This window comes from Flavobacterium gelidilacus DSM 15343 (assembly GCF_000422685.1).
Taxonomy (GTDB): domain Bacteria; phylum Bacteroidota; class Bacteroidia; order Flavobacteriales; family Flavobacteriaceae; genus Flavobacterium; species Flavobacterium gelidilacus.
Genome location: NZ_AUGN01000012.1, coordinates 1 through 21,491, shown reverse-complemented (window position 1 = coordinate 21,491; position 21,491 = coordinate 1). Strand labels below are relative to the sequence as shown.

The window sequence follows — 21,491 nt, the reverse complement described above, 5'->3', positions numbered from 1 at the left end:
TTTCAATATTATTTAATGATTACTACATAATTCTTTAGAATCGTCAAGTATTTTTTTTTGCCTTGCTTTTGGTATTCCAATTTGATTCAAAATAGTTGGAGTATCGTAAATTTCCTTGCAAAGCACTAAACCTGCGTCTAACAATTTCAATTTTTCTGCTTTGGTGAGAGTAGTTAAAGCAGTTAATGGATGTAGTCCTGATTTGTCAATTCGTTCTTTAAGTCCATTTCCTTTTGGGTAATCCCAACTTGCCAAACCTAAACCTATACAAGTACCATATTGAATTGCATCAGTTGTGAATCTAGTGTTTGTATAAACCCATCCCTTATGAAGTTTTGTATTGTGTCCTGGTTGTTTTTTCCATAGTTTTTCAACATCTAAAAATCTTGACTGGATGTATAAAGGAATTTTTACATTGCAAAATCTGCCTTGGTCACTATGGTATTTGCATTCTATCATATAATGTTCATTATCCTTTTGTGCTATGACATCTATCTCGTGCTGCACACAACTACCTTGTACAATTACACCAACTTCTGTTTTAAATCCTTCGTGCGATAGTAGTTTTCCTATTATTTTTTCAAAAGGAAAACCAGACGGTCCCAATTCCATTAAAGCCTTTTTTAGTTTATACCTTGAAGCACTTACTGTTGACTTACCTTTTAACATTTTAAAAGCCATTTTATATATTTGCTTTGTTGTCATGCCATCTTTAAGAGTGCTTTGAACTTCATTGGCAATTTTAAGAATAAGTGGCTCATCAGCTTTAGCTCGTCTTAATGAATTTTTCAGCTTATCTAAATTGAACTCCTCAATTACTCCAGAGTATTTTACTATGTTGATTATCTTTTTCATTTCGAAATATGTATAGTCATTACGGGTAGCTTAGAATGATTGGTAACACCTTCAGCGATGCTTTTAGAGAATAGACTTAAAAACCCTGTTTTGCCGTGTGTAATCATTGCAATTAAATCTACTGGTTGCTCATTAATAAATGTATTAATGCCAGTTTCCACAGAATCTTCGTTATAGACTGCTTTTGAGTAATTTTCAAAATCTGGGAATTTTTTTAATAATAATTCAATGTTTTTTAAACTACACTCAATACTATTAAAATCTGTTTTTGTATTTATTTGTAATAAGTGAATTTTTGCCTCGCATTTTGTGGCAATTGATAGTGCTTGTTCAAAAGCATCAGATACGTCATCTTCAAAATTTGAAACAAAGACAATATTTTTAAATGGAAATTTTATTTTTTCATCTTTAACAACAATAACTGGAACTTTAGCTTTACGAACAATATCTTCCACATTACAACCTGTTATTTCTCTAATTACTCCTTTTGTACCACTGCTTCCAGTAATGATAAAATCATGTTAAAAATGGCCTGAATGATCTAAAATATCTGCTTGTTCAGCATCATATTGAAGAAAAGTGCGACATTTTACTCCTTCGTGTTCTGCCCTTAATTCTAATTCTCTTAAAGCAGATTTGGCTTTGCCAATTTCTTTTACTGTTTCTGGGAATCTTTCTTCTTTTAATTTATCCAATTTAACCCAGTCTACAGGAGTTTTTAATAAGTGTAAAAAGTGAATTTCCGAATTATATAGTTTAGCCATTTCAATACCCAGTTGTGCTGCTTTTGCACAGTTTTCAGAGAAATTGGTTGGTATAAGTATGTTTTTCATGTTGATTATATTTAAGCAATAGTTATTTTCATGTCCAGATAAACACTTTGTATAGTATTTAATAAATCGACACCTTCTTTAAAAGGTTTTTGAAATGCTTTTCGACCTAGAATTAAACCAGAACCGCCAGCTCTTTTATTAATTACGGCTGTTGTTATTGCTTCTATCAAATCAGATTTGCCATTAGAACCACCTCCAGAATTTATCAATCCTATTTTTCCCATATAACAATTGGCTACTTGCAAACGGCACAAGTCAATAGGGTGTTCTGAGGTAAGCGTTTCGTACATTTCATCATCATATTTTCCAAAACCAATTTCTTTAAATCCGAAATTATTAGTTGGCAACTTCTGTTTTATTATATCTGCTTGAATAGTTACACCCAAATGATTAGCTTGTCCTGTAATATCGGCAGCAGCATGAAAATCTTCTTTTTTAGTTTTAAATGCATCATTACGTGTATAGCACCATAAAATAGTTGCCATTCCTAAATTGTGGGCTTCTTCAAATGCTTCTGCAATTTCTTTGATTTGTCTGTCACTTTCTTCAGATCCGAAATAAATGGTTGCACCTACAGCAACAGCGCCCATATTCCAAGCAGATTTCACTTTGCCAAATAATGTTTGATTATATTTATTAGGATAGGTAAGTAATTCGTTATGATTAATTTTTACAATAAATGGTATTTTATGCGCATATTTTCTTGCATTCAATCCTAAAACGCCAAAAGTGGAAGCTACCGCATTACAACCTCCTTCAATAGCGAGTTTAATTATATTTTCGGGATCAAAATACGCTGGATTTTTATAGAATGAAAATGCGGCACTATGTTCAATTCCTTGGTCGACAGGTAAAATACTTAAATATCCAGTACCACCCAAATTTCCATGATTATACATTTGTGTAAGACTTCGAAGTACTTGTGGATTTCTGTTACTATCTACAAATACGTTGTCAAGACTATTTTTACTTGGTGTTTGCAATTGGTCTTTTGTAATTTTCTCGCAAACGTAGTCTAAATAGTATGCTGCTTTTTCTCCTAAAATTTCCGATATGTTTTTTTCTGTTTTCATTTTAAAAGGATTTAATGAATTCCTAAACTTTCATTTGTTTTAGCAATAGATTTATTTGCATCCATTTCAATTCCGGTAAGTGCTCTAATGGCATCGATAGTTTCGGGAATAACAATCGCTTGGTTATCGACTACATAGGCATAAAACAATTCATCGCCTACAACTTTTAACATATCTTCCCAAAGAGCCACTTCATACATGTCGCCCCATGGTCTTCCCATATCTAGAAACATTTCCTTAATGGTGTTATTAGAAACCAGTCCTTGATCATAGCGTATTAATTTAATACGACTGGATGTTTTAAAAGCTTTTAGCACTTCTTCTTTAGTGGTATGTTTTTTTAACTTTACATTCCAATAGTGCATATGGCTTAAAGTTTCTGGAACTTTTACAGCAGAAGTAATCACATCTAAATCTGGGTCTACACTTTTTGCATCAGGACCTTGATGACTTGGTATTTCTCTTTCGGGTACCATTGTATTCATTATACCTCCTAAATGACTTTCCCATGGGTCTGTAGCTCTTCTTAATAATGTACCTCTCGCATACTCTAGTAAGTCTGCTTTTTTTAAGGTTGTTAATGTTCTTAATATGGAAGTAGTATTACAGGAAACAACCCTTGTTGCATTCAAATTTATTGCTGAATTATAATTGTTTTCGGCACTAAAAGAATGACCAGTGGTTTCATGTTTTTCGCCACCTTGAACAATATATTTGATGCCTATTTCTTTGTAGATTTTTATATTTTGTGCCGCTATATTTTTTGGAGTACAATCCACTACTAAATCTACATTTTTCAAAAGGTCTTGCGTGCTTCCTTTTAATGGAATATTTGCAGTTGTCATTTCCTTTTCGGCTTCGGGTGTTGCGTAATAGATGTTGTATCCTTTTCGTACAGCATTTTGAATACGCCAATCACTAATGATGTCACATACTCCGGAAAGTTTCATGTCTTCTTGTTTGCTTATGGCGTCAGCAACTCTTTTTCCGATAACTCCGTAACCTATAACTGCAATATTTTTCATATAATTTTATTTTTAAATTAATCATTAGTGTCCATTCCCATTTGCATTTCCCCATCATCATCTGTATGCGAAATCATAAAAAAACGTTCCGAAATAATCATTAGAATAATTCCAATTGCTGCTACAATTAGCACCAAAGGATCGTTTATGTATTTTACGTATAAAAATGCTGAAAGAACTACTATATCCATAACGATTGCGATAAGCGGAATGATAGGTATAAAATCTACTTCCTTTTTAAGATGACGGAAAAGTCCCCAATGGATTGCAATATCCATAATTAGATAAAAAATAATTCCAATAGATGCGATTCTCGTTAAATCGAACAAGAATGTTAATAAAATTGCGAGGGAAACTGTGAATATAAGTGCAGGGTTTTTAAAGTTCCCAAGTCTTTTTAAAGAGGGGACTTGTTTCATGTTACTTAACATTTCCAATAGACGAGAGGAAGAAAACACACTTGCAATGACACCTGAAAAGGTTGCAACAATTGCGATGGTTACGGTAATCCAAGTACCCCATTTTCCAAACACAGGTTCTGCTGCTGCAGCTAAAGCGTAATCTTTTGCTTTGATGATTTCAGGAATGCTTAATCCTCCCGCAACGGCAAGTGCTAAGGCAACATAAATAATAGTACAAATAAGAATAGATGCTATTATAGATCGTCCTAGGTTTTTGTTAGGGTTTGCTATATCTCCACCTTGATTTGTAATAGTAGTGAATCCTTTATATGCTAGAATTGCTAATGCTAATGAAGCAACGAAACCAATTCCGATTGGCAATTTTTCAGTATTTTTTGGGATGTAATTTCCAGTAATATCTGGAAATCCTGAAACTATTAAACCTGCAATTGCAAGTAATGCGATACCGAATACTTTTATGACAGCTGTAAAAGTAGCTGTTGTTCCAATGACTTTGTTTCCTAAAATATTCACGATAAATACGATTACCAAAAGAAGTATACCAAGAATGGAAGCAAAACTGGCAAAACGCTCTGGGAATAATCGAAGTGTGTAAGCCCCAAATGTACCCGCTACCAAACTCTGTGAAACGACCATTGAGACGTACATCAATAATGAAAAGACACCAGTTGTAGTTCCTGGACCATACGATTTATTTAAAAATTTGACTACACCACCTGAAGAAGGGAACGCATTTGAGAACTTGACGTAGGAATAAGAACTGAAACCTACGACAATGGCACCTGCGATAAAAGCAATAGGAAATAAATCGCCCACTAGTTCTGCTATTTGTCCCATAAGGACGAATATGCCAGCGCCAATCATCGCACCCGTTCCAAGAGATATTGAACCTATTAGTGAAAGTTTATTGTTTTTATCTTTGGTGTTTTTTATCATAAGACTATTTCTTTGTTTGATTGTTTTTCATATTTTATAACTATTTACAGTTATTACTAATATTACTAACTTATAAATCAAACGAGCTTCACAAATCCAAATAGCATTCCTATTTTATAACATTAATCTGTGCGTTATAAAAAGCTGCAACGCAAGCACCTACAAGCCATCCTAAGATGAACGTTTGTATAATGCCAAAGAATGCATCTAATAATGGTACATCCATTCTTATGATGCTAGAAGTGTCTAGGCCATGTAAAAGGTTGTTGAAGAAAGTAACAGTTCCTTCTTTACCCGCAGTTAACATAACAATTATACATCCTAAATATAGTAGTGCTCCCGTAAAACCGAAAGCAAAACCGAGTTTTTTCACGTTTATTTGTAACATAGTATTTTGGTTTTAAATTAGTTTTCTGATTTTAATAACTTTTTAGATTCTTCATATTCTTCCTTTGATATCTCACCTTTAGCAAAACGTTTTTTTAAAATATCAAGTGGTGAATCTTTTTTTGCTCTCTGTCCTGGAATATTCCATGGAGTTGCGAAAATCCATATTATAAAAATCATCCAAATAATCCACCAAATAAGGTGCATTCCTCCGTAATTTCCATCGTAATCGTGCATAATTTTAAGTTTTAAGTTGTTTTTAGTGATGTTGATGATCTTTATGTTCTTCTTTAGATTTTACGCTAGGTATTTCTTTATTATGTTCTTGTTGCTTTTGCCCATGTTGGGAATGGTTATGACCAGTATGACTATGTGACCCGTGAGGCATAAATAGATGACAGGCAAACATAAAAAGGATAAAAATAAAGAGTGATGAACCGCCTCCAAAACCAAAAGAAGGTGCTAAAAAGATGAAGAGGAGTGGTAATCCACAACCTATAATCATCCATATCCAGTGATTTTTTTTCATTGATTTAAGTTTTAGTTATTAAAAAATTAATGATGTTCTAAATGGTCTTCTTTAGCTGAAGCATCCATATTACCCATCTTGTTCATTCCCTTCATATCCATTCCTTTTTCGCTCATCATCTTTGTGCAAGATTCCATACATTCTTTACTCATCATACCTTTTTCGTTCATCATTTTCATCATATTACCCATCATCTTGCTGTCGTTCATCATTCCGTTCATCATTGTACTATCTTTCATCATCATTTGCATACCTTCTCCTTGCATCATAGAGTCCATCATTTTTTTGTTGCCCTGCATCATTTGCATTGCATGATTATTACCGTGCATATCTTCCATGAATTCCGTCATTAAATCATGGTCTCCAGCAATAGTGCTAAAAATTTCCTTTCTTGAATCAGGGTTATCTAAAATAGCTTTAGTGTCTGTTTTCTGGTTGCAACTGTTAAATGTTAGCAAACCAATTACCGAAAAAATAATTACCAGTGTTTTCATATTATTTGATTTTAATTAATTGTTGTTTTTATTGCGTTTTTTCCTATTTTTCGTTGATTTTTTTTATTGTCCAATTGTTACTTTTATTCCTGATAGCAATTAGGTTATCAGCAATAAATTTTGAGGTAATTACAGGTTTGTCTTTCATATTCTGATTGGCTAGCGTAATGTGTATAGGTTCTTCGCTTAAATATTGACCTGTTTTTCCATCCTTATCAATAACTACTTCGAAGTATTCGTAGCTCACCACGTTTTTCATTAATTCATTTGTACCTAATTTTTCTTTTACCAACTTTAATACAATCGCTGCATTTTTATTGAAATTAGTAGCATTTAGAAACTGAGGCTCAATAACTGTTTTACCCGATTTATCTATGTATCCAAAATATGGGATACCATCTTTTTCTTTGCTGATGAGACATCTTTCATTACTAAAAATTGGATAATTATCATTGTTTATTTCGGTGGAAACCAAATCCTCTCTAAAATTGATGACGATAGCACCTTTTTTATCCATAAATCCCCAATTACTTCCCTTTTTGACTGCTGCAACACTATTGTGATAAGGTGAGATATAATCTATATTCTCTGCAATGTTTTTAATGATTTCGTTCTTTATTTCAGCATTTTTAAGCTTGGTTTTTACATCTTTTTTTTGATTGCAACTGTTTAAACTGAATAGCCCAATTGCTGATAAAATAATTATTAGTGTTTTCATATTGTTTAAATTAATCTAGTATATTGATTTTAAGATTATATTTTTTGAACAACTTCCGTTCTATTTTAGAAAATTACGATAATAACTTTGTGTAAAATATTATATTAATAATCTTTGTATTCTTATTTAATTAAAATAGAGAATATTACATTTAAAATATATAATACAATTTGTGTAAATCGAGTTACTATCTGATTTACCAGTTTTGAATCTAATTATGGAATATATCTCTTTTTAACATCATTGTGATTTCTTCACTTTTAGAAACTTCAACTGCCTCCATAGACTAACTGTCAAAAAATCTTTCTGTCTTTTATTTTCTGATTTTCGGTAACACTACAAGGGTTTTGAATATTGTTGTGACACCATGAATGAGTAGTTAGTGATGAATAAAGAATGAGAATTAAATGTTGCTTCTCTATTGACTACTTTGATGGAGTGCTATGTATTGGTTTTTAACAACATGATTTTTTAATAGGGTTGTCTTCTTTCTGAGGTGCAGTATTTGTGACAGTAGCCATTGTTATAGTGTATTCTCCTGCAGTTGTTAATGCTGCTTGTAACTGTTCAGTAGGAACATGTTTCTCCATTGTTATTGTAGCTACTGGTGGATTTAACGAAACTTTAGCTTTAACACCATTAATAGTATTTAAATTTTTTTCTACTTTGCTACGACAACCATCGCAACTCATTCCGGTAATATTGTAAGAATGTATCATTTTTTTGTTTAAAATTAATACATCAAATATCCGTCTGAAACTAGTATTTTATGTTGTACAACTTTGTATATGTTTGGTATAATTTACAGATTTTCAGGTAGTTTACGTTTTTTAATTTTAAGTTTTTTAAAATGAGTAGCAGTTAAACCTGTAATTTTTTTAAATTGTTTACTTAAATGAGCTACACTACTATAATTAAGTTGATATGCAATTTCGCTCAATGAATGTTCATCGAATATTAATAATTCTTTGGCACGTTCTATTTTTTGAGTAATAAAATAATGTTCAATTGTTGTACCGTTTGCTTCTGTAAAAAGATTACTTAAATAATGATAATTTTGGTTAAGTTGTTCACTAAGATAATTAGATAAATTTATTTTTAAAACTACTTCTGAATGATTTATTAAATCTAAAATTAAGATTTTTATTTTTTCAATGGTTTGGCTTCTTTTGTCGTCCATGAGTTCTAATCCCATTGATTCTAGATTTTTAATCAATTCATCTTTTACCATATAAATAGATTTTTCTTTGAGTGTAATTTCGCCCATATCGATAATGATAGGGTGAAGTCCAAGTTTTTCTAACTCAGATTTTACCATCAATTTACAACGATAACAAACCATGTTTTTGATAAAAATTTTCATAATTTCTTTATTTTTCTAATCGGTTAATCATTTCTTTCATCTGATTAATCTCTTTTTCTTGAGCGATGATGATATCTTCTGCTAATTTTTTGAGTTCAGGATCTTTAAAATCAACATTACTACTCGTCATTATAGCTGATGAATGATGTGGAATCATTGCTTTCATATATTGAATATCTGTAATAAAAGTTTGGGTTCGTAACAGGTATAAAGTTCCAAAAAAAGAAACAGCTGCAAATGCAATTATGCCAAAATTGATTTTACGATTTGGATACATTTTCCACATAAATAATAACATTGATATTGCCATAGTAGTTATCATTAAAGTTGTCATGTAAAATCGAGTAATACTATTAAATATATGGCTAAATGTCTCAACATTTAAAAACATGACCGAATACATTATTACGAATGAAACAGCCATTATTATGGCAAACTTAATATAAGGGTTTTTCTTTGTGTGCATGTTATTTTCTTCCATGTTTTTATTTTTTTATTAAATAGTTGTTTTTATATATTTTTGCTAATCAATTGAATCCTAATATTATTTCATATCTAATTTACTTATCCAATCTATAATTTCGCTTTTTTGTTGATTGGAAAGATTGGCGTTTTTGTGAATAATTGTATATGATGACAGAGGCATTTCATTATCCTCAATTTGGCTTATAATTGACTTTAATTTACTCTTTTTTCTTCTATCTGAATAATTATCCCATTCACTAAAATTTAATTCTGCTTTACCTTCTTCAATGTGATTTTCTAAAAGCCAAGCAACTGGTTGTACTTTATTGTACCAAGGATATGATGTATTGTTGCTATGACAATCATAACATGAAGTTTGAAAGGTATTTTTAATATTTTTTGGTGCATTATTTACGATTATAAAATCGGTCTTGGGTACGTTCTCACTTTGATTGCGTTTTGTGGGAATAAATTGAATTCCCACAAACACAATCAGTAAAACCAATAAACTGATTTTAAAAGATTTCATTTAGTTAATTTGCTTTTTGATACTTCCACATTTTAGCATTTTTGAACCATAATAAGGGTTTTTAATTTCTTTTACTTCACTTAACCAAAGCGCACCTTTGTTGTTATTTGCCATTGGGCAAAAATCTTGATACACCACCTTGTCCGTTCCAAGAAGCGCTACTAAATCAGTGATGTCAGTACTTAAGCCTTCAAAATGTTCTCTTTGGTGGTCGATATCACTTTTTACAATATGCTCAGCATGTTCTTTAGCACTTTCTTCAATTTCCATATATTCTTTATGTGCTTCTTCTGAAAGTTTTGACATATCAAATTTTGAAATTGCGACTAAAAGATTATTGCCTCCTGATGCTGTTTTCTCTTTACTATCTGCAACTAGACCATTTTTGATTTCAAAATAAGCATCTAATATGGCTGCTGTTTCACCATTTTTAGTATTGTTTTGAGTAATTTCTCTTTGACTAGTTTCTTCCCCATTAGAATGGTCATGTCCTTCGTGAGATTCCATTTGCATTTCTTCGTTATGCTTGGTGCCATCCATATTTTCTTGTTCTTTATTTTCTTTACAAGAAATGGTTACGCTTATTAAAGCTACTACTAAAATTCCGATTACTTTTTTCATGATTTTTAAATTTATTTAATTATTAATTTATTTAATTGTTTCTTTTACTTCTCCACATTTTATCATGGATGCTCCAAAATATGGGTTAACTACTTTATTCTCTTTACTTAACCAATTTGCACCTTTATCACTATTAGCCATAGGACAAAACTGAACGTATGCACTCTCATTTAAAGGATTAAAAGCCTTTGTCATTGCTATCATTACATTTGAAATTGGTTCGAATGACATTCTTAATTCCTTAATGTTTTTTATATGTGTAGCATGAAGTGTCTGCTTTTTCAGCTCTGTTTGATAATTCATCCATACTTTATGAGATTCTCCTTTGAATACACTCATGTTTACTTTGCCAAACGATTTTTCCAATTCTAACAAGGCTTTTTTAGCCGAATTAAAATCATCTTTTGTTAAGGCATCTTTTAATTCAAAATAACTTTTATATAAAGGTTGTAATACTTTTTTAGCTTCTGCACTAATAGTGGTTTTTTCTTCTTTTAACACAACTTTTTTGTCATCACTCATTGTCATAGTAGCGTCACCATGATTGTGACCTGTATTTACTTTTCCACCTTCAAGATTCATCATGCTTGGTTTGCCTGCTAATTGTGCAGCAGCATCAACATTGAACGTTCCGTTTGCAACTATTTCTTCACCTATATCTAAACCTTCTTCAATTATGTATTCATTACCCAATAATGGCCCTAAAGTGACTTCTCTTAATTTGAAAGAAATACCTTTTTCGGATTCATTTTTGATGTAGACAATGGAACGTTTTCCTGTCCACATCACAGCCGATTTAGGTACACTTAATGTTGCCTTTTTAGAATCTACTTTCGTTTGTATTGTTCCAGAAACAAACATTTCAGGTTTAAACTTTAACCCTGAATTTGCAACTTCAACTCTAGCTTTTGCAATTCGTGTCATTGGGTTTATAAATGGATCGATAAATGCAATTGTTCCCGAAAAGGTTTCTCCAGGAAAAGATGCTACCGTATAACTCACTTTATTTCCTTTTTTGATATATGCCATATCGGATTCGTATATTTCAAATAGTACCCAAACGGTTGATAAATCTGCAACATCATACAGGGTTTGCCCTTTTTGCAAATAATCTCCAAGCTCTACATTTTTTTTAATAATATAACCTGAAACATCTGCGTAAATAGGAAATTTATCTTGTGTTTTGCCTGATGAAATAATACTATTAATAGTTGCATCTGACACTTTCCAATTTTTCAATTTCGTTTTAACCGATTCGAATAATTGCGGTTGAATGTCTTTTACACTATAAGCTTCAATAAGTTCTTGTTGTGCACTTGCTAATTCTGGTGAATATATGTAAGCAACGACTTGTCCTTTTTTAACGTATTCGCCAACGAATGACACTTGAATTTTTTCAATACGACCGGGAATATGAGAGGATTGACTGTATACAGTTTTTTCATTAACTTCAATTTTACCGTTTAAAGAAATCTCCTTAATTCCATCTGTATTTCCAACTTTATAAGTAGAGACACCTGCAATAATCATTGCTGATTCTGACATACTAATTGCATCTGGATCAGCTGCATCATTATCTGATGCTAATGGTATTAAGTCCATTCCACATATTGGGCAATCACCAGGTTCTGGTTGTCTAATTTGTGGATGCATAGAACATGTCCAAACTTCTGCTTTTGAAGACATTTCTGTTTTTTGTTCTTCTTCATTAGAATTTCCTCCAAATATCAAAGCCCCTAGTAAAACCCCTATAATTAAAGTTACTAACGCTACTATTTTTGTTTTTTTATCTATGTTCATGATTAAAATTGTTTTGCTGTTAAATAATCTAATTCAGCTAATTTTATATAAAATGTACTTATACTTGACAACTGCATTTTTTGGTACTTTAAAAGTTCTTGTTGCATACGCAATACTTCTTCAAAGTCTTTGTTTGCATTGCTATAATATGCTAATAATAGATTTAAACTTTTGGAAAGTGTTGTAACTTGCCCTTCATATAGTTTTAATAAATCACGTTCTTTCTCCAATTCAAAAACAAGTTTATAATAGGTGCCATTCAATTTGTTTTCATACGCTTCCTTTTGAAAAGAATAACTTTCTTGCATCAGCTTTGCCTCATTAGTTGCTGCCTTGTATTTTTTTCTAAAAATTGGCAAACTAAAGGTTACCATAGGCATAATAACATCTTTACCAGAATCGGGAAAATTATTCATTCCTTTACCAACTAAAACATAATCTAGTCCCAAGCCTAATTTAGGTAACCCTTGTTTTCTTGCAACTTCAATAGCTACATCTGAAGCTTGTTTTTTAAGTTCCAATTCTTGCAATAATGGATTTGTGGCAATAGAATCTTTACGATATTGAAACGGTAATTCGATTACTTCTATTTCTTGAGACACCACAATTTTTTCGTCGTACTTTCGATTTAAAATACTATTAAGCCATGATATAAGTGCAGGTTCTTTTTTATTTAAAATCTCTAGATTAGTTTGTGCATCTTTTATCATAATATCTACACGCAAAACATCTACTAAATTTCCTTTTCCGTTTTCAAATTTTGCATTGGCAATATTTTTGTATGATTCTAGAATTTTGATGTTTTCTTGTTCAATATTTTGAAGCTTAACCAATTCGTATAATGGATAATAAACTGCTGCAACTTGAGAAAATAATTGGTTTTTAGTATTTAAAAAAGCTTGGTATTTACTTTCTGCCATTAAAGTTGCCACATTTTTTTGAGCTTTTAAAGTCCCAAACCAAGGAAACATTTGCGACAGTGAGAATCGCATATTTTGAGGACCAAGTCTTGTTTCTACGGGTGAAATAAAATAACCTATCGAAAGATTTGGATCTGGTAAAGAACTTACTTGCGGTATTCTTTGCATGGAAGCTTCAAACTCTTTATACTTTGCTTTTAGCTCAGGATTATTTTCTGTAGCGATTAAAAAATAATCGTTTATAGATTGACCTTTTGCGCTAAAAGCAAAAAACAAGATTGAAATAATTAATAGTTTACGCATTTCTTTTTTCTTTATTTTTTATTACCGTTTCTCTCCAATATGCTTGTAATACTGGTACAACAAACATGGTCATGATTTGTATTGACATTCCACCGAATGTTGGTATTGCCATTGGTATCATAATATCAGAACCTTTACCCGTTGAGGTTAATACAGGAAGTAAAGCAATAATTGCAACAGCGGCAGTCATCATTGCAGGTCTTACTCTTTTTTTACCAGCTTCAACTACAGCTTCTCTCACATCAGTAACAGTTTGTGGATTTTTTTCTTCAAAGACTTGATGTATGTAAGTTCCCATAATTACACCATCATCTGTTGCAATTCCAAATAAAGCAATAAAACCTACCCAAACTGCTACACTTAAATTGATTGTGTGTATTTGGAATAAATCACGCATGTTTACATCTGCAATTGCAAAATTCATAAACCAATCTTGACCGTATAACCAAAGCATTATAAAACCACCTGCAAACGCGACAAATACACCAGAGAAATGGATAGAAGATGCAATAATGGTTTTGAACTGGAAGTATAGTAATAAGAAGATAACCACTAAACAAATAGGAATTACAATGGAAAGTCTTTTCATTGCTCGAATTTGGTTTTCGTAACTTCCTGAAAATTTATAATTAATACCTTGTGGAACTTTTAATTCGCCCGAATCAATTTTAGATTGAATAGCTTTTTGTGCATCATTCACTACATCAACTTCTGCATAAGTATCATTTTTATCAAATAAAACGAAACCCACTAAAAAAGTATCTTCACTTTTAATGGCTTGTGGTCCTTTTTTGTATTCAAATTGGACTAATTGTCCTAATGGAATTTGTGCTCCAGTAGGGGTTGCTACTAAAATTTTACCTAATGCTTCTGGACTATCTCTTAATTCCCTTGGATAACGAACTCTTATTGGATAACGTTCTCTGCCTTCAACGGTTGATGCTATTTTCATACCTCCAATAGCTGTTTCTATTGTTTGTTGAATATCTTCCACATTTAAGCCAAAACGTGCAATTTTTTCACGGTCAATGTTTAGATGTAAATATGGTTTCCCAACGATTCTGTCCGCAAAAACAGCTTCTTTTTTTACAGAAGGAACTTCTTTAAGTATTGATTCAAGTTTTAATCCAAACTCTTCAATTGTTTTTAAATCTGGACCAAAAACTTTTATACCCATAGGAGCTCTCATACCTGTTTGAAGCATTACTAAACGCGTTTCAATAGGTTGCAGTTTTGGAGCTGATGTAACACCTGGTATTTTTGAAGCATTTACAATTTCATTCCAAATATCATCAGGTGATTTAATAATATCGCGCCAATTTCTATAGAAAGTACCCTCTTCATCTGGAATTAAATTCTTAATTGAAATAGCTTGTTTTAGAGCTTGGTCATGTGTTAGACTATCCCCAGATTTGGTAATAAAACGATTATCATCATCTGTTTTAAAACGCATTCTATGTCCTTTGGTATCCAAAATAAATTCTGGTTTGTAATTGATGATATTCTCATACATAGAAATTGGAGCAGGATCTAAGGCACTTTCTACACGACCTAATTTTCCAACAGCCATATCTACTTCGGGAATATGATTTAGAATCATATCGAGCTGCCCAACCACTTTTCTATTTTGTTCTACACCAGCATGTGGCATTGAGGTTGGCATTAATAAATAACTTCCTTCATTAAGTGTTGGCATAAATTCAGAACCTATTCCTGGGAAAATGTGTGATGGAACAGACCAAACTTTCGAATTTCGAATATTCCAACCTAATTTGTCAAAACCTTTTGCTACCACACCAAAAGTACTATCAAAACCAATCCATACTAAAAGTCCGAAAAGCAAAGTAACCAGAGGCAGCAACATGAACTTCCCTTTGTTTTCTAAACACCATCGAAGTACTCTTTCATAAGAATTGACAATCGTTAAAAGGGCTGACAATATTATCCCTAAAAGAGCAATAACGAATAAATAATTACCAATTACACTTATTTGTGGACCTAATGGCATCCATTCTTCCGTAAGGAAAAAAGAGACTATAAATAAAACTATTACTAAATTAAAATGTTTTGTATAGGGTTGAAATTTTTGAGGAATTTTATGATTGAAAATATCATAAAAGCCCATTAAAGTTAAAGCTAAAGGAAGCCAAATTTTGAAATAAATACTTAATAGAATTCCTCCAGAAATAAACACATATCCCCAAAAACGTTTTACTCTTTTTTTATCAAAATCAATTCCAAAAATATAATTAGCTAAAGAAGGTAGTATGACTAATCCTAATACAAAAGCACCTAACAATGCAAAAGTTTTGGTAAAAGCTAAAGGTCTAAATAACTTACCTTCGGCAGATTCCATTGCAAAAACTGGGATAAAACTCACTACTGTTGTGGCTAAAGCTGTTGAAATTGCTGAAACAACTTCGGTAGTTGCTTCATAAATTACTTGCATTAATTTTGCTCCTTTTACTCCATGATTCTCTGGCATTTCAAGGTGCCGAATTATGTTTTCGACAAAAATAATTCCAACATCCACCATGACTCCAATTGCAATAGCAATTCCGGATAAAGCTACTACATTGGCATCTACACCAGCATATCGCATTACTATAAAAGTTAATAGTACACCAACAGGTAACAAACTTGAAATAATTAAAGAGGCTCTTAAATTAAAAACCAAAAGCAAAACAACAATTATACTAATTAAAACTTCATGAGAAAGAGCTGTTTCTAATGTTCCTATCGTTTCTTGAATTAATTCTGTACGGTCATAAAAAGGAATAATCGTTAATTGACTTTCTACACCATTGGCTAAAGTTTTTTTAGGTAATCCTGAAGCGATTTCGTTAATTTTTGTTTTAACTCCATTAATTACTTCTAATGGGTTAGAACCATAACGAGCAATTACAACACCTCCTACGGCTTCAGCACCACCTTTATCTAAGATTCCTCTTCTTGTTTCTGGCCCTAATGCAACTACACCAATATCTTTAATACGAATAGGCACATTATCTTTAACAGCAACAACTGCTAGCTCAATGTCTTCTACTTTTTTTACATAACCTAAACCTCTAACTAAATATTCGGCTTGGTTTATTTCTATTGTTTTTGCACCAACATCTTTGTTTGATTTTTGTACAGCTGTCATTACCTGCATCAAACTTATATTATATGCCTTTAACGCATCTGGATTAACATCAACTTGGTATTCTTTAACGAAACCTCCAATTGATGCAACTTCAGAAACTCCTTTTACAGCATTTAGTCCGTACTTTATATAGAAATCTTGTGCCGTTCTAATTTCTTGTAAATCCCATCCACCCGTTGGGTTACCCTCTTTATCTCTTCCTTCGACCGTGTACCAGTATACTTGTCCTAGTGCTGTTGCATCTGGACCTAGTGATGGTTTTACATTTTCAGGTAATAAACTGTTGGGTAATGAGTTTAACTTTTCAAGTATTCTGGATCTAGACCAGTAAAATTCAATATCATCATCGAAAATGATATAGATACTTGAAAAACCAAAAATGGAATTACTTCTAATCGATTTTACACCAGGAATTCCTAATAAATAAGTGGTTAATGGATAAGATATTTGGTCTTCAATATCTTGAGGAGATCTGCCTTGCCATTGAGTAAAAACAATTTGTTGGTTTTCACCAATATCAGGAATAGCATCAACCGCAACAGAATCCGATGGAACAAAGGGTACATTCCAATTAAAAGGTGCTGTAGCAATACCCCAAACAATTATAACTGTTAGTATAAGTACAGCTACTAATTTATTTTCTAGAAAATATTTTATTATTTTATTTAACATTTGAATATGTCATTTTAACCAATGAAAAAGTTAATAGCTTACTAATTTATTTTTAGTCAACACTTTCTAAATATTCTTCCAAAGTAGTTGCACAATGGAAGAATAGGTTAGTTATTAATTATTAAAGCACAATTATTCTCTATCATATTGACAACATCCCGGAAGGTTGTCATAATCTTTGTCTTTTGCTTTAAAAAGTTCTGAGTCATATCCAGCTTTAGCTATACGTTTAAGTATTTCATCCTTATTAGTTTTAGTATCATCATAGGTTAAAGTTGCGATTTTAGTTTCTTTATTCCATTCTACTTTTGAAATCCCTTCAATAGTTCCTGCTTTTTCAATAGTCTTTTTACACATTCCACAGTTTCCTGAAATTTTCACAGTTTCAACTTTTTCTATGGTAGCTACAGTTTTAGAATCTTTACTATTTTCTTTTGCAGTTCTATCATATTGGCAACATCCAGGTAAATTATTATAAATAGCGTCAGGTGCTGAAATTTTTTCACTATCATAGCCAGCAGAAGCAATACGCTTCAAAATTTCTTCTTGATTTGTTTTTTTTGCATCATAAATTAATGTTGCTATTTTAGTTTCTTTATTCCAATCTACTGAAGCGATATCTTTAATATTACCTGCTTTTTCAATAGTTTTTTTACACATACCACAGTTTCCAGAAATTTTTACTTCTTCTGTTTTGGTGTTTTTTATTTGTGCATTCATTGTCGTTGATAACAATACAACAATTGCTAACATTACTTTTAATAATGATTTTTTCATTTTATATGATTTTGTATTCAAAAAAATCTTTTTTTGAATTTGTTTTTTAAATAAGTTTTGAATAATTGATTGCTGGAAAAATAAGACAAACATGTAAAATGCATGGAAGTTATATTTTAAGCTGCTTTTAAATATATAGCAATCGCTATAAAATTGACATAAGTATGGCTGTCAAATAGTAATTTTAGCTTATTTTAGGAATAAGCCATATTGAAGAATAACCCTCTGAAAGCGAAGGTATGGTATAATGAAAGTTAACTTTTGTTATAGTTGAAAAGTTAAAAATAGTATTAAATTTTAATTGATTGAAGATTGAAGTAGAACTAGTTGTAAAAGTTGAAGCACAACCACATTTAGAATGACCACAACTTCCTTCACATCCTTTTTCATCAGAATCATTTTCACAGCAACTTCTTTCATGTGTCTTAGTAGTAGTTATTTCTTTTTCGCATGAATCATTACCATTTCCACATGCAATAGCATTATTCGGAATAAGAAATATTCCGAAAAGTACTAAAAATATGAAGTATGATTTTTTCATTGAATGTTATAAAACATATCAAAGTTAATCAAAACAAATTAATAACTATAAAAAAAATGTTAAAATCAATTAGTTATTTGCTTTTTGATTGCATTGACTGAGTTATATTTTTCTTTTAATATTCTCATATCATCACTCACTTTTCTATCTAACACTTTTGCATAATGTTGTGTAGTTCTTAAATTCTTATGACCAAGCATTTTACTAACGCTTTCTATCGGCACACCATTAGTAAGTGTTACGGTAGTTGCAAAAGTATGTCGTGCAATATGAAAGGTTAATTCTTTTTCAATTTCACAAACTCCAGCAATTTCTTTTAAATAAGCGTTCATTTTTTGATTGGATAAAATTGGAAGCAGCTTATCTTCATTTAAACATTGTGGATTATCTGCATATTTATCAATAATCATTTGTGTAACGGGAAGGATTGGAATTTTAGAAGCGGATTCTGTTTTCTGTCTATGCGTAAATATCCATTTCTCGCCATCTATACCAAAGCTTATATGCGACTTTGTCAAGTTTTTGACATCTATGTAAGCCAAACCAGTAAAGCAGCTAAAAAGGAATATATCTCGAACTAAAGACAGTCTTTCAGTTTTAAAGTCTTTTTCAATTATAGACTGAATCTCTGTTTCGTTGAGGTAAACTCGTTCCACTTCTTTAACTTTCGATTTATAGTTTGCGAAAGGATTTTTATCTAGCCAGTTATTGGCCAAACAAATCTTTATTATTTTATTGAAGTTCTTGATGTATTTTACAGCTGTGTTATTAGCGCAATTGCGAACGCTTCTTAACCAGAATTCATAATCGGTAATAAAAGCATGATCAATCTTGGTAATATCAATATCGGAAACATTGTATTTCCATTGCATGAATTCTATAGTATGTTTTAATGAAGTGGTATAACGTTCTAATGTTCCTGGTGCGTACTCTTTACCAACTAATTCTTTTATTTTGTTGTTGTGGTCTTGGAAGATAGGAACGAGCATGCGTTTATTTTCAGATAATCCGAATAATTCATTTTTTAGATTTTCAGAAGAAATACTAATGTCTTTTTTGAAAAGTCTTTTTTCAGCTTCTAAAACTTGGTTTTTTAAATAATCAAGATGACTATTTATTGTCCTAGCATCTTCATTGCAACCCTTTACTTTAGTACCTTCATTAGACCATTTATCAGGATTGATGTATTTATTAGTACTAAACTCAAATCGTTTAGCATTAATTGTAACTCTGGTGTAGATTGGACAAACTCCTAATGTGTTGACTTTTGCTCTCTTTATATAAAAGAGAATTGATACAGATGTGTTCATTATTGGTGACCTTAAAGTTATTACTAAATTTATTCTATTTAATAACTACACACAAGATGTACAATTTTTGAATATGTTGTTGAACATCTTAATGTAGTGGTGCTTTTTGTTGAAAGGAGTCACTTAAATTTTAATTTTTTAGTGACACCTCGAAAGACACCTAAACTTTGAGATTTTATGAATAATTTGATACAACCTAAAAAGAAAAAACCCACTAAATCGTTGAATTTAGTGGGTTTTGTTTCCATTTGCTTTTCAGCTCGCGGAGAAAGAGGGATTGATTACCTAGTTCTATGTAGTTGATATATAAATAATTATATATATTATTTTTTTCAAGTACTCCTAATTGTACCCCTTCAAATCACAGCATTTCTTCACAACTGTGTTGATACCTCAAATTTACTAAAAAAGATTTACAAATTATATTATTATTATTAAAATTTGGTTTGCTAGCTATCTATTTATTAGACAAGTAACGTTCATTTTCTAACTAGATAAGTTTTAAAAATTAACCAACAATTAAATGTTCAACTTGTTCATATTTTAAACTAGTATACTGACAGAACTCTTCAATACTTACAACCTCATTTGGAAGCTTATTAAGGTCTGTTCTAATCTTTTGAAGGACTCTTATACTTTGACGATAACTTTTACCTGTAATGCGTTGTATGTCTTTAGGGTAAATACATACTCTCTTATTTTCACTTTTCATACACTATCTATACTTTTGACTTGGCTTTGACTTACTTTAAAGCCCTGTTTATAAAAACTATTTTGAATTACTAAAATACAAAAAATAATCACTTTTTAGAAAGGGAAATTTACCTAAACATAATTAAAATATTGAGTGACTTTTATGTCGATTTATGACATATGTGTCAATTTGTGACATATGGCACAGTCATACTATGGGTTATAATATAATTTGACTAAAATTTGCATGTAAATCAATTTTAAGAGTTGCAACGTGATGGTGATTGAAGGAGATTTTAACTGATTTATTAATTAAAAATTTGAAGTTATGGCTAGACAGAAAGGCATAATTAAATTAAAAGGTACTATCGGAGATATTACTTTTTACAAAACGCAAGATGGGCACTTGGCTCGTGAAAAAGGTGGAATTGATGCTAGTAGAATCAAAAGTGATCCTGCGTTTCAGAGAACTCGTGAGAATGGTTCTGAATTTGGTAGAGCTGGAAAAGCTGGTAAGCTTTTAAGAACGGCCCTTAGACCGTTACTTTTAAATTCTGCCGATGGTAGAATGGTGAGTAGACTTACTCAAAGAATGGTTAAAGTAATCCAAGCGGATTTGGTGAGTGAGAGAGGTTTAAGAAACGTTATTGATGGAGAGGCTGAATTGTTATTTGGTTTTGAATTCAATATTCGTGGGAAGTTAGGAACTTCTTTGTTTGCTCCTTATGTGGCAAGTATTGACCGTGCGGCTGGAGAGGTTAAAGTGGATATTGCATCATTTGTTCCAGGGAACATGATTGCAGCTCCTAGTGGAACTACTCACTTTAAGATTATATCTGGAGGTGCTGAGGTAGATTTTGAAGCTGAAACTTTTGTGGTTGCGACTTCTGAAACTCCTATCATGCCATGGGACTCTACTCCTACTGCAGTGATTAGTCAGACTAATGTGGTAACGGCTAACTCAACTAAGCCTTTGTTTTTGGCTTTAGGTGTTGAATTTTACCAAGAGATTAATGGACAAATGTATTCATTGAAAAATGGTGCTTTTAATCCATTATCGATGGCTGCAGTTGACAGTGG

General features: G+C 31.5%; 22 protein-coding genes and 1 pseudogene. 1 reads left to right on the top strand and 22 read right to left on the bottom strand.

Annotated elements, in window-relative coordinates; genetic code table 11:
- Positions 1-12: 12 nt before the first annotated feature.
- The 22 genes and pseudogenes from G507_RS0107220 to G507_RS0107120 form a co-directional block, all read right to left on the bottom strand.
- A complete protein-coding gene (locus G507_RS0107220) occupies positions 13-855 on the bottom strand; it encodes an ATP cone domain-containing protein (RefSeq protein ID WP_026716876.1) in 843 nt (280 codons plus the stop codon).
- Positions 852-1,310, bottom strand: coding sequence for a universal stress protein (locus G507_RS17890; RefSeq protein ID WP_245575604.1), 459 nt, complete (start codon positions 1,308-1,310; stop codon positions 852-854). Before G507_RS17890 ends, G507_RS0107220 begins: the two co-directional genes overlap by 4 nt.
- Before the next feature lie 66 nt (positions 1,311-1,376).
- Positions 1,377-1,688, bottom strand: a complete 312-nt coding sequence (locus tag G507_RS17885) for a universal stress protein (protein WP_245575603.1) — start codon at positions 1,686-1,688, stop codon at positions 1,377-1,379.
- Between the two features lie 11 nt (positions 1,689-1,699).
- Positions 1,700-2,761 carry a class I fructose-bisphosphate aldolase gene (locus tag G507_RS0107210; protein ID WP_026716875.1) on the bottom strand — a complete coding sequence of 354 codons (1,062 nt, stop codon included), beginning with the start codon at positions 2,759-2,761 and terminating at the stop codon, positions 1,700-1,702.
- 11 nt (positions 2,762-2,772) lie between these two features.
- A complete protein-coding gene (locus tag G507_RS0107205; RefSeq protein ID WP_026716874.1) occupies positions 2,773-3,786 on the bottom strand; it encodes a type II glyceraldehyde-3-phosphate dehydrogenase in 1,014 nt (337 codons plus the stop codon).
- A 17-nt stretch (positions 3,787-3,803) separates the two neighbouring features.
- Positions 3,804-5,141, bottom strand: a complete 1,338-nt coding sequence (locus G507_RS0107200; RefSeq protein WP_026716873.1) for an APC family permease — start codon at positions 5,139-5,141, stop codon at positions 3,804-3,806.
- A gap of 112 nt (positions 5,142-5,253) precedes the next feature.
- Positions 5,254-5,532: a DUF5676 family membrane protein gene (locus G507_RS0107195; protein WP_026716872.1), complete on the bottom strand. Its 279-nt coding sequence runs from the start codon at positions 5,530-5,532 to the stop codon at positions 5,254-5,256.
- Between the two features lie 17 nt (positions 5,533-5,549).
- Positions 5,550-5,768 (bottom strand): SHOCT domain-containing protein, encoded by a 219-nt coding sequence (locus G507_RS0107190; RefSeq protein ID WP_026716871.1) that lies wholly within the window; start codon positions 5,766-5,768, stop codon positions 5,550-5,552.
- 22 nt (positions 5,769-5,790) lie between these two features.
- The gene (locus G507_RS0107185) at positions 5,791-6,060 is read right to left on the bottom strand and encodes a hypothetical protein (RefSeq protein ID WP_026716870.1); all 270 of its coding nucleotides are present in this window, start codon (positions 6,058-6,060) and stop codon (positions 5,791-5,793) included.
- 26 nt (positions 6,061-6,086) lie between these two features.
- Complete coding sequence (locus G507_RS17880) at positions 6,087-6,341, bottom strand: hypothetical protein (protein ID WP_245575602.1); 255 nt, start codon at positions 6,339-6,341, stop codon at positions 6,087-6,089.
- A gap of 256 nt (positions 6,342-6,597) precedes the next feature.
- Entirely contained in the window at positions 6,598-7,272 is a 675-nt protein-coding gene (locus tag G507_RS0107175) for a WG repeat-containing protein (protein WP_084518947.1), read from the bottom strand.
- A gap of 455 nt (positions 7,273-7,727) precedes the next feature.
- Complete coding sequence (locus tag G507_RS0107170; RefSeq protein ID WP_026716867.1) at positions 7,728-7,991, bottom strand: heavy-metal-associated domain-containing protein; 264 nt, start codon at positions 7,989-7,991, stop codon at positions 7,728-7,730.
- A gap of 83 nt (positions 7,992-8,074) precedes the next feature.
- Positions 8,075-8,635, bottom strand: a complete 561-nt coding sequence (locus tag G507_RS0107165) for a helix-turn-helix domain-containing protein (RefSeq protein WP_026716866.1) — start codon at positions 8,633-8,635, stop codon at positions 8,075-8,077.
- A gap of 7 nt (positions 8,636-8,642) precedes the next feature.
- A complete protein-coding gene (locus G507_RS0107160; protein WP_026716865.1) occupies positions 8,643-9,116 on the bottom strand; it encodes a DUF305 domain-containing protein in 474 nt (157 codons plus the stop codon).
- Between the two features lie 63 nt (positions 9,117-9,179).
- Positions 9,180-9,629, bottom strand: a complete 450-nt coding sequence (locus tag G507_RS0107155; RefSeq protein WP_026716864.1) for a heme-binding domain-containing protein — start codon at positions 9,627-9,629, stop codon at positions 9,180-9,182.
- Complete coding sequence (locus G507_RS0107150) at positions 9,630-10,250, bottom strand: DUF3347 domain-containing protein (RefSeq protein ID WP_026716863.1); 621 nt, start codon at positions 10,248-10,250, stop codon at positions 9,630-9,632. It abuts the gene before it with no gap.
- A 27-nt stretch (positions 10,251-10,277) separates the two neighbouring features.
- Positions 10,278-12,050, bottom strand: coding sequence for an efflux RND transporter periplasmic adaptor subunit (locus tag G507_RS0107145; protein ID WP_026716862.1), 1,773 nt, complete (start codon positions 12,048-12,050; stop codon positions 10,278-10,280).
- Positions 12,051-12,052: 2 nt separating this feature from the next.
- On the bottom strand, positions 12,053-13,273 hold the full coding sequence (locus G507_RS0107140; RefSeq protein WP_026716861.1) for a TolC family protein: 1,221 nt from the start codon (positions 13,271-13,273) through the stop codon (positions 12,053-12,055).
- Positions 13,266-17,090, bottom strand: a complete 3,825-nt coding sequence (locus G507_RS0107135) for an efflux RND transporter permease subunit (protein ID WP_026716860.1) — start codon at positions 17,088-17,090, stop codon at positions 13,266-13,268. The genes G507_RS0107140 and G507_RS0107135 overlap by 8 nt, the downstream gene beginning before the upstream one ends.
- 138 nt (positions 17,091-17,228) lie before the next feature.
- Positions 17,229-17,867, bottom strand: a pseudogene (locus G507_RS17990) (heavy-metal-associated domain-containing protein); the annotation flags it as partial.
- Positions 17,868-18,051: 184 nt separating this feature from the next.
- The gene (locus tag G507_RS0107125) at positions 18,052-18,408 is read right to left on the bottom strand and encodes a hypothetical protein (protein WP_026716859.1); all 357 of its coding nucleotides are present in this window, start codon (positions 18,406-18,408) and stop codon (positions 18,052-18,054) included.
- 65 nt (positions 18,409-18,473) lie between these two features.
- Positions 18,474-19,718 carry a site-specific integrase gene (locus tag G507_RS0107120; protein ID WP_026716858.1) on the bottom strand — a complete coding sequence of 415 codons (1,245 nt, stop codon included), beginning with the start codon at positions 19,716-19,718 and terminating at the stop codon, positions 18,474-18,476.
- A gap of 1,021 nt (positions 19,719-20,739) precedes the next feature.
- On the opposite strand from G507_RS0107120, the gene G507_RS0107110 reads away from it, so the two are divergent.
- On the top strand, positions 20,740-21,491 hold a 752-nt coding region (locus G507_RS0107110), incomplete at its 3' end, for a hypothetical protein (protein ID WP_026716051.1).

Excerpts from the sequence above, each read along its gene's own strand:
- G507_RS0107145 (WP_026716862.1), bottom strand. The coding sequence starts at position 12,050 with ATGAACATAGATAAAAAAACAAAAATAGTAGCGTTAGTAACTTTAATT.
- G507_RS0107205 (WP_026716874.1), bottom strand. The coding sequence starts at position 3,786 with ATGAAAAATATTGCAGTTATAGGTTACGGAGTTATCGGAAAAAGAGTT.
- G507_RS17885 (WP_245575603.1), bottom strand. The coding sequence starts at position 1,688 with ATGAAAAACATACTTATACCAACCAATTTCTCTGAAAACTGTGCAAAA.
- G507_RS0107175 (WP_084518947.1), bottom strand. The coding sequence starts at position 7,272 with ATGAAAACACTAATAATTATTTTATCAGCAATTGGGCTATTCAGTTTA.
- G507_RS0107190 (WP_026716871.1), bottom strand. The coding sequence starts at position 5,768 with ATGCACGATTACGATGGAAATTACGGAGGAATGCACCTTATTTGGTGG.
- G507_RS17880 (WP_245575602.1), bottom strand. The coding sequence starts at position 6,341 with ATGATGGACTCTATGATGCAAGGAGAAGGTATGCAAATGATGATGAAA.
- G507_RS0107120 (WP_026716858.1), bottom strand. The coding sequence starts at position 19,718 with ATGAACACATCTGTATCAATTCTCTTTTATATAAAGAGAGCAAAAGTC.
- G507_RS0107185 (WP_026716870.1), bottom strand. The coding sequence starts at position 6,060 with ATGAAAAAAAATCACTGGATATGGATGATTATAGGTTGTGGATTACCA.
- G507_RS0107155 (WP_026716864.1), bottom strand. The coding sequence starts at position 9,629 with ATGAAATCTTTTAAAATCAGTTTATTGGTTTTACTGATTGTGTTTGTG.
- G507_RS0107160 (WP_026716865.1), bottom strand. The coding sequence starts at position 9,116 with ATGGAAGAAAATAACATGCACACAAAGAAAAACCCTTATATTAAGTTT.
- G507_RS0107125 (WP_026716859.1), bottom strand. The coding sequence starts at position 18,408 with ATGAAAAAATCATACTTCATATTTTTAGTACTTTTCGGAATATTTCTT.
- G507_RS0107195 (WP_026716872.1), bottom strand. The coding sequence starts at position 5,532 with ATGTTACAAATAAACGTGAAAAAACTCGGTTTTGCTTTCGGTTTTACG.
- G507_RS0107220 (WP_026716876.1), bottom strand. The coding sequence starts at position 855 with ATGAAAAAGATAATCAACATAGTAAAATACTCTGGAGTAATTGAGGAG.
- G507_RS0107135 (WP_026716860.1), bottom strand. The coding sequence starts at position 17,090 with ATGTTAAATAAAATAATAAAATATTTTCTAGAAAATAAATTAGTAGCT.
- G507_RS0107150 (WP_026716863.1), bottom strand. The coding sequence starts at position 10,250 with ATGAAAAAAGTAATCGGAATTTTAGTAGTAGCTTTAATAAGCGTAACC.
- G507_RS0107210 (WP_026716875.1), bottom strand. The coding sequence starts at position 2,761 with ATGAAAACAGAAAAAAACATATCGGAAATTTTAGGAGAAAAAGCAGCA.
- G507_RS0107140 (WP_026716861.1), bottom strand. The coding sequence starts at position 13,273 with ATGCGTAAACTATTAATTATTTCAATCTTGTTTTTTGCTTTTAGCGCA.
- G507_RS0107165 (WP_026716866.1), bottom strand. The coding sequence starts at position 8,635 with ATGAAAATTTTTATCAAAAACATGGTTTGTTATCGTTGTAAATTGATG.
- G507_RS0107170 (WP_026716867.1), bottom strand. The coding sequence starts at position 7,991 with ATGATACATTCTTACAATATTACCGGAATGAGTTGCGATGGTTGTCGT.